This is a genomic window from Streptomyces sp. NPDC054956 (assembly GCF_053609185.1).
The window spans coordinates 1-13,791 of sequence record NZ_JBSGXB010000129.1 but is presented as its reverse complement, the minus strand read 5'-3'; the positions used below and the strand labels follow the sequence as shown (position 1 = coordinate 13,791).

Here is a 13,791-nt window from a genome sequence, read left to right as displayed (position 1 = left end):
CACCTCGGGGGCTCTGCCCTACCCGCCCGCGGGCCCCCCCCGACCCGCGCTCGCGGGGGCCCCCCGGGGGCCCGGCCCCCCCCCGAAACCAACACCCGCTTATAGCCCGCGGGCGGGCCGCCGGGTGGCCCGCCCCGCCACCGGAAGGGGTGAAGAGTCGTAACTTTCCCGTACGGTTCGCGTTCGAGCACGCTAAGAACTATTGGGAACCTGCAAGCACCCTGCCCAGCCCCGTGTCCGTACGCGGTGCGGCGAGCCTCCGGCGGCCGAGGCGGCGCTCGGCGGCCAGCGCCGGATCCAGCGAGGGGACGGCGGCCAGCAACTGCCGGGTGTAGGCGTGCTCCGGCCGGTCGTAGACCTCGTCGACCGGGCCCTCCTCCACGATCGCCCCGCTCCGCATGACCACCACCCGGTCGCTGACCTGACGCACCACCGCGAGGTCGTGCGCGATGAAGACCAGCGCGATACCGAGCTCCCGCTGGAGCTCGGCCAGCAGGGCGGTGACCTGCGCCTGCGTGGTCACGTCGAGGGCGGAGACGGGCTCGTCGCAGACGATCAGCCGGGGCCGGGGGGCCAGCGCGCGGGCGATGCCGACGCGCTGGCGCTGGCCGCCGCTGAACTCGTGCGGGTAGCGGTCGTAGTGCGCCTCCTCCAGCCCGACGCGGACCAGCAGCTCGCCCACCCGCGCGCGGATCGCGGACCCGTCGCGCTCGCCGGCCGCGCGCAGCGGATCGGCGATGGACTCCCCGATGGAGCGGCGCGGGTTGAGCGAGGACACCGGGTCCTGGAAGACCATCTGCACGCCCGGGGCCACGCCCCGCACCTCCCGGCCGTCGTGCCGCACCTGCCCGGAGCCGGGCTCCAGCAGGCCGACGAGCATCCGCCCGAGCGTGCTCTTGCCGCTGCCGCTCTCCCCCACGATCCCGAGCGTCTCCCCGGCCCGCACGGCGAGCGACACCCCGTCCACGGCAGCCACCCGCCGCTTCCCCCGCCCGAACACCTTCCGCAACGCGAACGCCTCGACAACGGGCGCATCGGCCAGTTCCGGCCCCGCGGACCCACCCAGCCCCGCCGGCCCACCCAGCCCCACGGGCCCATCCAGCCCCGCCGGCGTTTGAGGCGCGGGTCGGGGCAGCGCCCGGGAGGCCCCCGGCCGGGGCACCCGCGGCGCGTCCAGCCTCGGCACGGCCGCCAGCAGGGCCTTGGTGTACGCATGCGCCGGCGCGGACAGGACGGAACCCACCGCCCCCGACTCCACCGCAGAGCCACCCCTCATGACCAGCAGCGCGTCCACGCTCTCCGCCGCCACACCCACGTCGTGCGTGACCAGCAGCAACCCCAGCCCGCGCTCCTCGCGCAGCCCGTGCAGCAGGTCGAGGATCTGCGCCTGGACGGTGACGTCCAGCGCGGTCGTCGGCTCGTCCGCGATCAGCAGCCGCGGCTCGCACGCCAGCGCCATCGCGATCAGCGCCCGTTGCCGCATGCCGCCGCTGAACTCGTGCGGGCGCGCCCGGGAGCGGCGTACGGCGTCGGGGATGCCCACCCGGTCCAGGACCTCCACCGCCCGGGCCCGCGCCGCGCGCCGCGAGGCGTCGGTGTGGATCCGGTACACCTCGGCGATCTGGTCGCCGATCGCGTAGTACGGGTCCAGGGAGCTGAGCGGGTCCTGGAACACCATCGCGGCCACGGCTCCGCGCAGTGCGCGCAGCTCGGCCGGAGAGGCCGCGCCGACATCGGTGCCGCCGACGCGGACCGATCCGCCGAGCCGGGCGCCGGTGCCCTGATGGAGCCCCAACAAGGCTGCGGCGACGGTCGACTTGCCGCTTCCGGACTCCCCGACGAGGCCGAGCGCCCGGCCCTGTTCCAGGGTGAAGGAGATCCCGTCGACGGCCCGGAGGAACTCCCCGGGCCCGCCGACCGGGAAGTCGACCTCGAGGCCGGTCACTTCCACCAGCGGTTCGGCGCTCATGCCAGGGCCACCCTTCGGTCCGCGACGGCGTACAGCAGGTCGGCGACGGCGCCCGCGACCACGACGGCCGTGCCGATGGCGAGGACGACGCCCACCACGACGGGCAGGTCCACCACCCGCACTCCGTCGATCAGCGTCTTGCCGAGTCCGGGGATGCCGAACAGCGACTCGGTCAGCACGGCGCCGCCGATCATCGTGCCGAAGTCCACCGCGCTGAGCGCGATCACCGGGGCCACCGCCCCGCGCACCGCGTGCCGGGTCACGATGGCCCGCTCCCCCACCCCGTAGGCGCGGAAGGTGCGGATGTGGTCCTCGGCGAGCGTCTCCAGCGTGGAACTTCGCGTGATCCGGGCGTACTTGGCGCTTTCGAAGAAGCCGAGCGTGAGCCAGGGCAGCAGCAGGTTCCAGGCCCACTGCTCCGGGTCCTCGCCGATCGGCACGTACGTCGGGAAGGGCAGCCACTGGAGGTAGGCGCAGACGGCCATGAGCAGCAGCAGTCCGAGGATGAAGACGGGGGTCCCGGTGGCGGCGAGGGTGAGCACGGTCAGCGCCCGCTCGGTGAACCCGCCCCGGCGGAGCGCGGAGAGCAGTCCGGTGCCGACGCCGATCACGAGCCAGATCACCAGCGCGCCCAGCGCCAGCGACAGGGTCGCGGGCAGGCGCGCCAGGAGCAGCTCGGTGACCTGCTGGTCGGTCTGGTACGAGAACCCGAGGCAGGGCGCGTCGCAGCGCAGGACCAGCCCGGCGCCGCCGGAGTAGTCCCGGCCGACCAGTACGCCCTGGAGGAAGTGCAGGTACTGCACGAGTACGGAGTCGTTGAGCCCGAGCTGTTCGCGGACCTGGGCGATCTGCGCCGGGTTGCACCGCTCCCCGCAGGCGAGGCGGGCGGGGTCGCCGGGGGCGACGTAGAAGAGGGCGTAGACGGCCACGGACAGGGCGAGCAGGACCAGCAGTGCCCCGCCGATCCGTTTGAGCGCGAAGAGGGTCACGCCTTGCGCTCCTTTCTGGTGCCCACCCGCAGGCGCGAGCCCTCGCGCGGGTCGAGGGCCGTGCGGACTCCGTCGCCGAGGACCGTGAAGGCCAGCACGGTGACGAACAGCAGCCCGGCGGGGAGCAGGACGTAGGTGGGGTCGGCGCGGAACCAGGTCTGCGCGCTGGAGAGCATCTGCCCCCAGGACGGGGTGGGCGGCTTCACGCCGACGCCGAGGAAGGACAGCGAGGCCTCGATCACCATGTTGGTGGGGACCTTGATCGCGGCGAGCGTGATGACGGGCGCGGCCAGCGAGGGCAGCAGTTCGCGGCGTGCGATGCGCAGCGTGCCGCTGCCGGACAGCCTGGCGGACTCGACGAAGTCCAGGCCGCTCAGGGTGAGGGTCTGGGCGCGCACCATCCGGGCGACGGCGCCCCAGTCGAGCAGTCCGATGACCAGGACGAGCAGCAGCGGCCGGGGGAAGTCGGGCGGGACGACGGCGGTCAGCGCGATGGCGAGCACGAGCATGGGCAGGGCGATCATCACGTCGGTGATCCGGCCGATGAACTGCCCGACGAAGCGGTTGCCGAGCGCGGCGGCGAGTCCCGCGGCGACGCCGAGGAGGACCTGTACGACGGTGGCGCCGAGCGCGACGAGCAGCGAGATCCGGGCGCCGTGGAGCAGCCGGGTGAACAGGTCGCGCCCGGTGCCCGGTTCCACGCCGAGCCAGTGTTCGGCGGAGATCCCGCCGAAGGAGCCGAGCGGGACGCCGCCGCGCGCGGAGTCCACGAGTTCGTCGTGGTAGGTGTTCGGGTCCTGGCCGGCGAGCTGCGCGAGCAGCGGCGCGGCGAGGGCGAGGAGGACGAGGAGCGCCAGGACGGCGGCGGCCGCCACGGCCGAGGGCCGTGCTTTCAGCCGCCGCCAGACCTGCCGCCCGGCCCCCGGCCCCGGGACGCTGATCCCGGGACCGGACGCCGACTGCTGGGCGAGGAGCGTCACTTGACCGCGACCTGCGAGATGTCGAGGACGCCGGTCCAGTCGCTGATGACGACGTTCTTGACGTCCTTGCCGACGAGCCGCTTGTAGACCGGGTGGAACAGCGGCACGTCGAGGGCCTGCTCACCGATCTTCTTGTCGAGGGCGCCCCAGCGCTTGCCGGCCGCCGCGAGGTCGGTCAGCTTGGCGATCTCGTCGATCTCGGTGTTGACCGCCGGGTCGTTCAGCTGTGCGTGGTTGTAGTTCGAGCCGTTGGTGACGATCTGCCGGCCGTCGAAGATCGGCGCGAGGAAGGGTGCGCCGGACGGCCAGTCGGCGCCCCAGCGGGAGAGGAAGAAGCCGGGGGTGTTCTTGGCGTCCCAGCGCTTCTCGTTGAACGCGTTGTTCTCCAGGCCCTCCAGCTTGACGGTGATTCCGGCGGCGGCGAGCGCCTGCTGCACGGCGGTGGCGACCTCGGGGCTGGTCTGCCGGTTCTGCGCGGTGGAGTGGGTGAGGGTGATGCTCAGCCCGTCCTTGTAGCCGGCCTCGGCCAGCAGTTCCTTGGCCTTGGCGGGGTCCCCGGTCCTGCCCGCCGGGAAGTGGTCGTACTTCGTGAAGCCGAAGGCCTCCTGCTCGGGCAGGAAGGTGGTGGCCGGCTCGGCGAGCGCGGAGCCGCCGGCGGCGTTGATGACGCTGGTGCGGTTGATCGCGTAGGAGATGGCCTGGCGGACCTTCGGGTTGTCGAAGGGGGCGACCTTCGGGTTGAAGGCCAGGTAGTTGACGTAGCCGAAGTGCCCGGTGCCGACCCGCCCGCCGAGCTCCTTGTTGTCGCCGATCTGCGCCAGTTCGGCGGGGCCGAGGTTGGTGTCGGTGGTCACGGCGGCCGCGTCGGCGCCGGAGCTGGTGGACAGCCGCTGGTTGATGACCGCCGCGTCGAGCCCGGACCGGACGTCGATCTTGTCCGGGTAGGCCTTGCGCTCCGCGTCGGTCTTCTCGTCCCAGTTCTCGTTGCGTTCCAGGGTGAGGTGTTCGCCGTCGTTCTCGTTCTTGACGACCTTGTACGGCCCGGAGGAGACCGGGTGCTCCTCGTACTTGACTCCGGTGTCCTTGGCCTTGGGCACGGGCGCGAACTGCGTCTGCGTGGCGAGGAAGGGGAACTCCCCCTCGGGCTTGCGGAGTTTGAAGGTGATCGTCTTCGCGTCGGGCACCACGATCGAGTCGAGCCCCTTCCCGCCGTCCTTGTACGGGCCCTCGTACGCCTCCCCGCCGACCAGCCAGTCGCGCAGGTACGGGGCCCCGCCCGACAGCTCGGCGGCGAAGGACCGCTCGATGCCGTACTTGATGTCGGCGGTGGTGATCGGCGAGCCGTCCTCGTACTTCAGCCCGTCCTTGAGCGTGTACGTCCACTCCGTGGCATCGGCGTTGGGCTTGCCGAGGTCGGTGGCCAGGTCGGGCACCACCTTGGCGCCGGCCGGGCCGGCCTCGCGGTTGCGGGTGGTCAGCGTGCGGAAGACGAGCGAGGGGACGTTGCCGCCGCCGGAGGTGTAGAGCCGGGCGGGGTCGAAGTCGTTCTGCGGCTCGTTGTTGAGGACGGTGAGCGTGCCGCCCTTCTGCGGAGCGGCGCCGGCGCCCGCGGCGCCGGACGTGTCCGCGGCCTTGTCCGCGCCGCCCTTGGGCCCGCAGGCGGCGACGCCTCCGGCCAGTACGAGGCTGACGGCGGCGGCAGCGGCTACGCGGCGCGATATCTGGGACTGACGGGGCATGGCGGGAGAGACCTCTCGGCGTGGAACGGGATGCGGAAAAGGCCACGCGAGGGCAGCGGTCGACGTCGGTGCGGTCGGCGGCGTGCCGACGGAACAACGGAAGATGCCGCGCCTGCGGGCGCAAGGGCCCCGGGCGCGGCGGAACGACGGAAAGGAAGGAGGTCGCGCGCGCTCGGGGAGGCGTCAGCGACAGAAGATGTCGGCCACGCTGTGCGCGGTCACACCGAGGAGCGCCAGCTCAATGGCGGCGCTCGCGGCGAGGGTGTGACGGTGCGACATGCGGAGAACAATTACCGACCATCGGACAGCTTGTCAACGCGGTACGTCAACTGCCGGGAAATACCCAGGGGTTGGCCTTGCACTGGATTCCGTTGATGTCCAGGGACTTCGTCTGCTGCTGCATGATCGGCGCGAGCGCGCCGGGCGTCTGGCAGCTCACGTGCCCGTGGCCGAGCCGGTGGCCGACCTCGTGGTTGATCAGCATCTGGCGGTAGGCGAACATCTCGCCCGCGCCGTACGTCGTCGAGCCCTGCGCCCAGCGGTACGCGTTGATCATCACGCGGTCGGTCGAGGCGGAGTCGCAGGAGACGTTGTCGACGGTGGTGTCGAGCCCGGACTTCTTGCACCAGACCCCGGTGGTCCCGGGGCTCGCGAGCGTGATCACGAAGTCGGCCTCGCCGCCCGGCACCCGCTCGAAGGTCATCGCGCCGCCGTGCGCCCAGCTGCGGTCGTCGTTCAGGGTGCGGTGGACGGCCTCGGCGAACAGCTGCGCGTCCAGGCCGAGACCCTGCTCCACGTCGACCCGGTAGCGGACCTTGCGGCCCTTGCCGGGCGCCGGAGCCAGCCCGGGCACGGTGTCGAAGGTGCCCGGCCCCTTCAGCTTCTCGTCGATCGGCAGCTGCTGCGCCATCTTCTGCTCGTACGAGAGCTCCGGCGCGGCCTGGGCGGCGCCGGGGGCCGTCGGCGTCGGCCGGCCGTCGGAGCGGGAGACGGGGGAGCTGCCCTGGGCGGTGTGGCTGTTGGCGTCGTCGGAGGCGCGCGCCGAGGTCTTGCCGCCGTCCCCCTCGGAGGCCACCTGGCCCGCGACGACGACGGCGAGCACCGTGGTGACGGCCGCGGCGGCCATGCCGGTGTAGGTGCGGACCTTCAGGCCCCGGCCGGAGCCGGGCCGCTGCTCCGGAACGGCGGCGGGGGCCACCGGCGTACGGGGTCCGGGGATCCGGCGGTGCGAGCCCGTCGAGGTGAACCCGTCCTCGGGCACGGAGACCCGGCGGTGGGAGCCCGTCGCGGTGCGGGCGTCCTCGGGGACGGAGACGCGGGCGCGGGAACCCGTCGAGGTGAACCCGTCCTCGGGCACGGAGACCCGCCGGTGCGAACCGGTGGCGGTGCGGGCGTCCTCGGGGACCGGGAGGGTGACGCGGCGGTGCGCACCCGTGGAGGTGACCGGCTCGTCCAGGTCGACCCGCGGGAAGCCGACGGCGGGCGTGCCGAAGGCCGGGGTGTCGAAGGCCTGGATGTCGCTCTCGCGCACCGGTGCGGGGGCGTACCCGCCGGCGGACGCGGGCCGGGTGCGCGGCGCCCCGCGCCAGTCCCCGTACACGGATGCGGCCGGCGCCTGCGCCTGTGCCTGTGCCTGTGCCTGTGCCGGGGACGCGTACACGGGGGTGGAACCGGTCGCGGGGCCGGCCCCGTAACCGGACCGGACGCCCGCGCCGCCCCAGCCGCCGCCGGCCTCGTACTGCTCCGGGTGGCCGCCGCGCGCGCCGGGCACCTGCTCGGTCCGGGGCGCGGGCACGTAGCCCTGGTGGGTGACGGTGGGTTCGGCCCACGCACGGGGGGCCGCGGCCGGGGCGGGCGCGGCGGCCGGCCGCGCGACCGGTTCCGGATGGCCTGGGCCGGGAGCCGGAGCCGGCTCCTTGCGACTATGTCGTCCCACGGTCCTCAGCCCTTGCCGTCTTCGTCGGTGTCCGCATCCGCGTGGGGGACCGGTTCGGTGTCACGCACGTCGCCCGCGTCCTCCAGCAGTTCCCGGAAGGCGGCCGCGACCACCTCGGGGTACTCCATCATCGCCACGTGACCGGCCTCGGGCAGACACAGCAGCCGCGAACCCCGGAAGGCCGCCGCGGCCTTGCGCGCCATACGGTACGAGACCAGTTGGTCCCGGCCACCGTAGACCAGGAGCGTCGGAGCGAGCACCCGCTGCGCCTGGCGCCACAGTCCGTGCTGCCCACCGAGGGTGTAGGCGTCGACGATGCCGCGGGCGGAGCGGGTCATGGCGTCCCAGAAGTACGGCAGCGCGAGCCGGCGTTCCATCTCCTCGACGGCCGCTTCGAACGCCTCGGGCGTCACCCGTGAGGGATCGCCGTAACAGAGGTCCGTCACCCCCCGGGTGCGCTGCTCGGCGCTCATGCCGCGGGTGAGGCGGTCGAGGAGACCGGCCATGCCGGGTACGGCGAGCAGCGCGGTCGGCACGGCCGACTTCTGCACGCGCAGTTCAGGCAGGGCCGGGGACACCAGCGTCAGGGTGCGCACCAGGTCGGGCCGGACGGCCGCGACCCGCGTGCAGACGGCTCCGCCGAGGGAGTTGCCGAACAGGTGGACCGGGCCGCGGCCGGCGGCGTCCAGGTGCCGGATGACGGAGCGTGCGAGCCCGGTGACGGAGTAGTCCCGGTCCTCGGGCGGCGGGGACCAGCCGAAGCCGGGCAGGTCGAGGGCCTCCCCGTCGACGGAGTCGGCGAGCCGCTCCATGAGCGAGGACCAGTTCTGCGAGGACCCCCCGAGCCCGTGTACGAAGAGTGCGGGCGGCAGGCCGGCGCGGACCGGCGGGCGGACCCGGACGTTCATTTCCAGCCCGGGCAGCCGGTCGGTGCGCAGCTGCTCCCCCTCGGCCACCCGCACGGCTCCCACCTGGGAAGACGACGCGGCGGTGGACCGTACACCCGGCAGCTCGGTCGAAGACATGGGGCCAATGTTACGAGACGATCACGCGGGCCCTCTTGTGTTCGCCGTCACAGATGCTTGCCGGGCCGCGTAGCGGGGTATCCGCGATCCTCCTAGGCTCATAGGTATGGAAAGGGGAGTCCCATGACCGTCGACCCTGCGGAACCGGAAACCTTCCAGGCAGAGCTGCGGGAATCCCTCGACCCGGAGGCCCCCGAGGCGGACGCGGCGGAGCAGCACGCGGAGTTGAACCCGCGCGAGGACGACCCGCTGACCGATGTGGGGGCCGGCGAAGCCGCCGACGGGGACGCCGTGGAGCAGGCCAGGGTGGTGGCCTTGGACGAGGACGACTACCGCTGAGCCGCCACCGAGCCGCCGCCGGGCACCGCTGACCAGCATCTCCGGTGGGTAACCGGCGGTCCGTACCGCGAGAAAACTCGGCTTGAACCCTCCAGATTCGGTTACCGAAAAGTACGATGGCGGCGCGGCGCAAGGCGCACTGTGTTCTAGAGAAAGTGGGAGGCGGCGTGACAGCCATCGAGCAGACCGAGGCAGCGCGTCCGCGGGGCACGCGACTTCCGCGCCGGGCCCGGCGCAACCAGCTCCTGGGCGCGGCCCAGGAGGTCTTCGTCGCGCAGGGTTACCACGCCGCGGCCATGGACGACATCGCGGAGCGCGCCGGAGTCAGCAAGCCGGTGCTGTACCAGCACTTCCCCGGAAAGCTGGACCTCTACCTGGCGCTGCTGGACCAGCACTGCGAGGCCCTGCTGCTCGCCGTGCGCACGGCGCTGGCGTCGACGAACGACAACAAGATGCGCGTCGCCGCCACCATGGACGCCTACTTCGCCTACGTGGAGGACGAGGGCGGCGCGTTCCGGCTGGTCTTCGAGTCGGACCTGACGAACGAGCCGGCGGTGCGCGAGCGCGTCGACCGCGTCTCGCTGCAGTGCGCCGAGGCCATCTCGGACGTCATCGCGGAGGACACGGGCCTGTCGAAGGACGAGTCGATGCTGCTGGCCGTGGGCCTGGGCGGCGTGTCACAGGTCGTGGCCCGGTACTGGCTGTCCAGCGAGAGCCCGGTCGCGCGCGACACCGCGGTGGGGCTGCTGACCTCCCTGGCGTGGCGCGGAATCGCCGGTTTCCCGCTGCACCCGACGGACGTCTGAGACGCGGCGACGGGCTGCTGACCGGCCGGTGAGTCGCCACTGACCGGCGGCTGTTCGCTGCGAGCGTGTCCGCCGCGCGGCGGACACGTCGCCTCTCCGGGCTAATGTGGACCGGGTAACGGCGCGGCTGATCGCGCGAACCGGACCGTCGGAGGGACAAGGCCGTGGAGGTCAAGATCGGCGTGCAGCACGCACCCCGGGAGATCGTGCTCGAGAGCGACCAGAGCGCCGAGGAGCTGGAGGCCATCGTCACCGCCGCCCTGTCCGGCTCTGCGCCGCTGCTGAGCCTCACGGACATCAAGGGCCGCAAGGTCCTCGTGCCGTCCGACCGCCTGTCGTACGTCGACCTGGGCGAGCCCAGCGTGCGCAAGGTCGGTTTCGGAGCGCTCTGAGCAGAGCACCGCACATCGTCGGAACGGCCCGGTGGATGACTCCACCGGGCCGTTTCCATGTCCTCCGCTTCGGGTAGGACCGCACTGGGACAACACCCCGGCCCGCCCCCGTCACTCTGGGAGGAACCACCATGCTGCTGATCGAGGCGCTTGGCTCCGCTCTCCTGGGCCTCGCCCTGTCCGGGGCGGCGGTCCGAGTGTTCGCCCGGCGGCTGCCCTCCCCGCGGACGGTGCTGGTGAGCGGGGTGGCGGGCGCGCTCTTCGGGGCGTATCTGACGCACACCTCGCTGGGCCCCGGGCACAACACCCTGCTCGCGACGTTCACCGGCGGCGTACTGGTCTCCGCGGTGGTCCTGTCGCTGCTGCTGCGGCCCGTCCAGCGCACCGGGAGGCCGTCCCCCCGGACTCCGTTTTCGGTCCCGACGCGGGGCTGACCGGCCGAACCCCTGAAGGACCGCCCACCGGCCCCCCCGAACGACCCCTGACGTACGTCGGCCCCTGCCCGGAATCTCCCGGGCAGGGGCCGACGTACGTCGGGGGTGGTGTCGCCTAGGCCGCGAGGCCCAGGGCCGCCATGCGCTTGGTGTGCGCCTTGGTGATCCGGGTGAACATCTCTCCGACGGCCGCGAGGTCGAAGCCGGCCGCCATCCCGTCGACGCCGCCGACGAGCATGGTGGAGAGCGCGTCGCGCTCGGCGACCACGCGCTGGGCCTGCGAGAGCGCCTCGCCCATCAGCCGGCGGGCCCACAGCGCGAGCCGGCCGCCGCAGCGCGGGTCGGCCTCGATCGCGGCGCGGACCTTCTCGACGGCGAAGCCGCCGTGGCCGGTGTCGTCGAGGACGCTCACGACGAGCCCGCGGGTGTCGGTGTCGAGGTGGGTGGCCACCTCGCGGTAGAAGTCACTGGCGATCGAGTCGCCGACGTACGCCTTGACCAGGCCTTCCAGCCAGTCCGAGGGAGCGGTCTGGCGGTGGAAGTCGTCGACGCCCTTCGCGAAGGGCTCCATCGCGGCGGTGGGGTCCACGTCGATCGCGGCGAGCCGGTCGCGCAGCCGCTCGAAGTGGTGGAATTCGGCGGAGGCCATCTTCGCGAGCTCTGCCTTGTCGCCGAGCGTGGGCGCGAGTTTCGCGTCCTCCGCGAGGCGTTCGAAGGCCGCGAGCTCGCCGTACGCGAGCGCCCCGAGGAGGTCCACCACGGCGGCGCGGTACTGCGGCGACGCGGAGGCCGTGGCCCAGTCCTGGGCGGCGATGCCGGCTGCCTCGGCGGGGGCGCTTTCGTCGGCGGGCGATGCGTTTTCAACGGTCGACATGCTCCGCACAATAGCTCGCCGAAACGCACCACGAACCACCTGCTCAGTCCACGTAAACGCGCCTACCTGGTGAATTCACCCGACACGGCTGCGAGATTCCGGGGTACAGTGGTAATGCGCCTGCCGAACACTCGGCGGGCCATCCGAATGAGGATGCCCGGTCGGTGGCCCGATCGGCTCCACCCGACCGCCCTCGGCGTGATGCGTACGTTCATGCGTACCGCGTCCCACGAGGGGCCCCCTCAGCGGCATAAAGCGCCTGAGCGAAGGCTCGTGGTCCCGCGCAGCTTCGTACGTACGTTGAAGTACTGCAAGCCCGGCACGGTACGACCCCCCTCGCCGCCTCGCGCCGCGTCTCACAGAAGAGGCAGCACCCTGACTACGTTCCGAGACCTCGGGATCTTTCCCGAGACGGCCGAAGCCCTCGAGGCCGTCGGCATTGTGACCCCCTTCCCGATCCAGGAGATGACCCTCCCCGTCGCCCTTTCCGGCACGGACGTCATCGGCCAGGCCAAGACCGGTACCGGCAAGACGCTCGGTTTCGGCCTTCCGCTGCTGGAGCGCGTCGTCGTCCCCGCGGACGTCGAGGCCGGCCGGGCCAAGCCCGAGCAGCTGACCGACGCCCCGCAGGCCCTCGTGGTGGTTCCGACCCGCGAGCTGTGCACCCAGGTCACCAACGACCTGCTCACCGCCGGCAAGGTCCGCAACGTCCGCGTCCTCGCCATATACGGCGGCCGCGCCTACGAGCCTCAGGTCGAGGCCCTCAAGAAGGGCGTCGACGTCATCGTCGGCACCCCGGGCCGCCTGCTCGACCTGGCCGGACAGAAGAAGCTCGACCTTTCCAAGGTCAAGGCCCTCGTCCTGGACGAGGCCGACGAAATGCTCGACCTGGGCTTCCTGCCCGACGTCGAGAAGATCATCAACTACCTGCCGCCGAAGCGTCAGACCATGCTGTTCTCGGCGACCATGCCGGGCGCGGTCATCGGACTGGCCCGCCGGTACATGACGCAGCCGACGCACATCCGCGCCACCTCGCCGGAGGGCGAGGGCGTGACGGTGGCGAACATCGCGCAGCACGTCTTCCGCGCGCACAACATGGACAAGCCGGAGCTCGTCTCCCGCATCCTGCAGGCCGAGGGCCGCGGACTCGCCATGATCTTCTGCCGCACCAAGCGCACGGCGGCCGACATCGCCGAGCAGCTGGAGAAGCGCGGCTTCGCCTCGGGCGCCGTCCACGGCGACCTCGGCCAGGGCGCCCGCGAGCAGGCGCTGCGCGCCTTCCGCAACGGCAAGGTCGACGTGCTGGTCTGCACCGACGTCGCCGCGCGCGGTATCGATGTCGAGGGTGTCACCCACGTCATCAACTACCAGACCCCCGAGGACGAGAAGACCTTCCTGCACCGCGTGGGCCGCACCGGCCGCGCGGGCAACAAGGGCATCGCCGTCACCCTGGTCGACTGGGACGACATCCCGCGCTGGCAGCTGATCAACAAGGCGCTGGAGCTGGACTTCCACGACCCGGTGGAGACGTACTCCACGTCCCCGCACCTGTACGAGGAAATGAACATCCCGGCCGGCACCAAGGGCATCCTGCCGCGCGCCGAGCGCACGCGGGCCGGCCTGAAGGCCGAGAACCTGGAGGACCTGGGCGAGACCGGCGGCCGCGGTGGCCGTGGCGGCCGCGACGGTGGCCGGGACAGTGGCCGCGACGGCGGTCGTGACCGTGGTCGTGACGGCCGCGGCGCCGCCGCCCCGGCCGCTGCCGAGGAGGCTCCCGCCCGGACCCGTACGCCGCGCCAGCGCCGCCGGACCCGCGGTGGCTCGGAGCTGGGCTCCGAGGCCCTGGCCCCGGTGACCGCGCAGGCCGCCCCGGCCGCCGCGGTGACCCCGGTCGCCGAGGCTCCCGCCGCCCCGGCCGCGTCCGTCCCGGCCCCGGCCGCCGACGAGGCGCGCAGGCCGCGTCGGCGCCGGACCCGGTCGGCCGCCCCGGCAGCCACCTTCGTCGCCCCCTCCCCCGCGGGCGCGCTGGAGCCCCTGGCCCCGTTCGTCAAGGAGCCGGAGCCGGACTTCCAGATCGCCCCGCCGAGCGAGCCGGTCCGCGAGCGCCGTACCAGCGCCCCGCGTGCCCGCGCGCCCCGCAAGGCCGCCCCCGCCAAGGCCGCCGCCCCGGTGGCCGAGGCCGTCGCGCAGGCCGCCGTGGTCGAGGCCCCCGTGGCCGAGGCCGTCGCGCCGGTCGCCGAGGCTGTCACATATACACAACTGACGCAGCCGACGACGAAATAACAGTCGATCACGCTGGACCCCCAAA

13 protein-coding genes are annotated in these 13,791 nt (G+C 72.7%); 5 read left to right on the top strand and 8 right to left on the bottom strand.

What is annotated here, in order from left to right; translation table 11 throughout:
• Positions 1-199 precede the first annotated feature (199 nt).
• The 7 genes from ACWGDE_RS20850 to ACWGDE_RS20820 all read right to left on the bottom strand — a co-directional run bounded on the left by ACWGDE_RS20850 (position 200) and on the right by ACWGDE_RS20820 (position 8,638).
• Positions 200-1,969 carry a dipeptide ABC transporter ATP-binding protein gene (locus ACWGDE_RS20850; RefSeq protein WP_453390483.1) on the bottom strand — a complete coding sequence of 590 codons (1,770 nt, stop codon included), beginning with the start codon at positions 1,967-1,969 and terminating at the stop codon, positions 200-202.
• On the bottom strand, positions 1,966-2,958 hold the full coding sequence (locus tag ACWGDE_RS20845; protein ID WP_453390482.1) for an ABC transporter permease: 993 nt from the start codon (positions 2,956-2,958) through the stop codon (positions 1,966-1,968). Before ACWGDE_RS20845 ends, ACWGDE_RS20850 begins: the two co-directional genes overlap by 4 nt.
• Positions 2,955-3,938 carry an ABC transporter permease gene (locus ACWGDE_RS20840; protein WP_453390481.1) on the bottom strand — a complete coding sequence of 328 codons (984 nt, stop codon included), beginning with the start codon at positions 3,936-3,938 and terminating at the stop codon, positions 2,955-2,957. Before ACWGDE_RS20840 ends, ACWGDE_RS20845 begins: the two co-directional genes overlap by 4 nt.
• The gene (locus ACWGDE_RS20835) at positions 3,935-5,677 is read right to left on the bottom strand and encodes an ABC transporter substrate-binding protein (protein ID WP_453390480.1); all 1,743 of its coding nucleotides are present in this window, start codon (positions 5,675-5,677) and stop codon (positions 3,935-3,937) included. Before ACWGDE_RS20835 ends, ACWGDE_RS20840 begins: the two co-directional genes overlap by 4 nt.
• Before the next feature lie 183 nt (positions 5,678-5,860).
• Entirely contained in the window at positions 5,861-5,956 is a 96-nt protein-coding gene (locus ACWGDE_RS20830) for an Ms4533A family Cys-rich leader peptide (RefSeq protein ID WP_399348469.1), read from the bottom strand.
• 46 nt (positions 5,957-6,002) lie between these two features.
• Positions 6,003-7,613 (bottom strand): DUF3152 domain-containing protein, encoded by a 1,611-nt coding sequence (locus ACWGDE_RS20825; RefSeq protein ID WP_453390479.1) that lies wholly within the window; start codon positions 7,611-7,613, stop codon positions 6,003-6,005.
• A gap of 5 nt (positions 7,614-7,618) precedes the next feature.
• Entirely contained in the window at positions 7,619-8,638 is a 1,020-nt protein-coding gene (locus ACWGDE_RS20820; protein WP_453390478.1) for an alpha/beta fold hydrolase, read from the bottom strand.
• A 123-nt stretch (positions 8,639-8,761) separates the two neighbouring features.
• On the opposite strand from ACWGDE_RS20820, the gene ACWGDE_RS20815 reads away from it, so the two are divergent.
• The 4 genes from ACWGDE_RS20815 (at position 8,762) to ACWGDE_RS20800 (ending at position 10,609) form a co-directional block, all read left to right on the top strand.
• Entirely contained in the window at positions 8,762-8,977 is a 216-nt protein-coding gene (locus ACWGDE_RS20815) for a hypothetical protein (protein WP_453390477.1), read from the top strand.
• Positions 8,978-9,144: 167 nt separating this feature from the next.
• Entirely contained in the window at positions 9,145-9,783 is a 639-nt protein-coding gene (locus ACWGDE_RS20810; RefSeq protein WP_214949215.1) for a TetR/AcrR family transcriptional regulator, read from the top strand.
• Positions 9,784-9,947: 164 nt separating this feature from the next.
• Positions 9,948-10,175 (top strand): DUF3107 domain-containing protein, encoded by a 228-nt coding sequence (locus tag ACWGDE_RS20805; protein WP_453390476.1) that lies wholly within the window; start codon positions 9,948-9,950, stop codon positions 10,173-10,175.
• A gap of 131 nt (positions 10,176-10,306) precedes the next feature.
• Positions 10,307-10,609: a hypothetical protein gene (locus ACWGDE_RS20800; RefSeq protein ID WP_453390475.1), complete on the top strand. Its 303-nt coding sequence runs from the start codon at positions 10,307-10,309 to the stop codon at positions 10,607-10,609.
• Between the two features lie 115 nt (positions 10,610-10,724).
• Here the strand turns inward: ACWGDE_RS20800 and ACWGDE_RS20795 are convergent, their stop codons facing one another.
• A complete protein-coding gene (locus tag ACWGDE_RS20795; RefSeq protein ID WP_453390474.1) occupies positions 10,725-11,483 on the bottom strand; it encodes a ferritin-like fold-containing protein in 759 nt (252 codons plus the stop codon).
• 465 nt (positions 11,484-11,948) lie between these two features.
• On the opposite strand from ACWGDE_RS20795, the gene ACWGDE_RS20790 reads away from it, so the two are divergent.
• Positions 11,949-13,766: a DEAD/DEAH box helicase gene (locus ACWGDE_RS20790; RefSeq protein ID WP_453390487.1), complete on the top strand. Its 1,818-nt coding sequence runs from the start codon at positions 11,949-11,951 to the stop codon at positions 13,764-13,766.
• The last annotated feature ends 25 nt before the right edge of the window (positions 13,767-13,791 follow it).

Excerpts from the sequence above, each read along its gene's own strand:
- ACWGDE_RS20850 (WP_453390483.1), bottom strand. The coding sequence starts at position 1,969 with ATGAGCGCCGAACCGCTGGTGGAAGTGACCGGCCTCGAGGTCGACTTC.
- ACWGDE_RS20835 (WP_453390480.1), bottom strand. The coding sequence starts at position 5,677 with ATGCCCCGTCAGTCCCAGATATCGCGCCGCGTAGCCGCTGCCGCCGCC.
- ACWGDE_RS20830 (WP_399348469.1), bottom strand. The coding sequence starts at position 5,956 with ATGTCGCACCGTCACACCCTCGCCGCGAGCGCCGCCATTGAGCTGGCG.
- ACWGDE_RS20820 (WP_453390478.1), bottom strand. The coding sequence starts at position 8,638 with ATGTCTTCGACCGAGCTGCCGGGTGTACGGTCCACCGCCGCGTCGTCT.
- ACWGDE_RS20815 (WP_453390477.1), top strand. The coding sequence starts at position 8,762 with ATGACCGTCGACCCTGCGGAACCGGAAACCTTCCAGGCAGAGCTGCGG.
- ACWGDE_RS20800 (WP_453390475.1), top strand. The coding sequence starts at position 10,307 with ATGCTGCTGATCGAGGCGCTTGGCTCCGCTCTCCTGGGCCTCGCCCTG.
- ACWGDE_RS20795 (WP_453390474.1), bottom strand. The coding sequence starts at position 11,483 with ATGTCGACCGTTGAAAACGCATCGCCCGCCGACGAAAGCGCCCCCGCC.
- ACWGDE_RS20790 (WP_453390487.1), top strand. The coding sequence starts at position 11,949 with ATGACCCTCCCCGTCGCCCTTTCCGGCACGGACGTCATCGGCCAGGCC.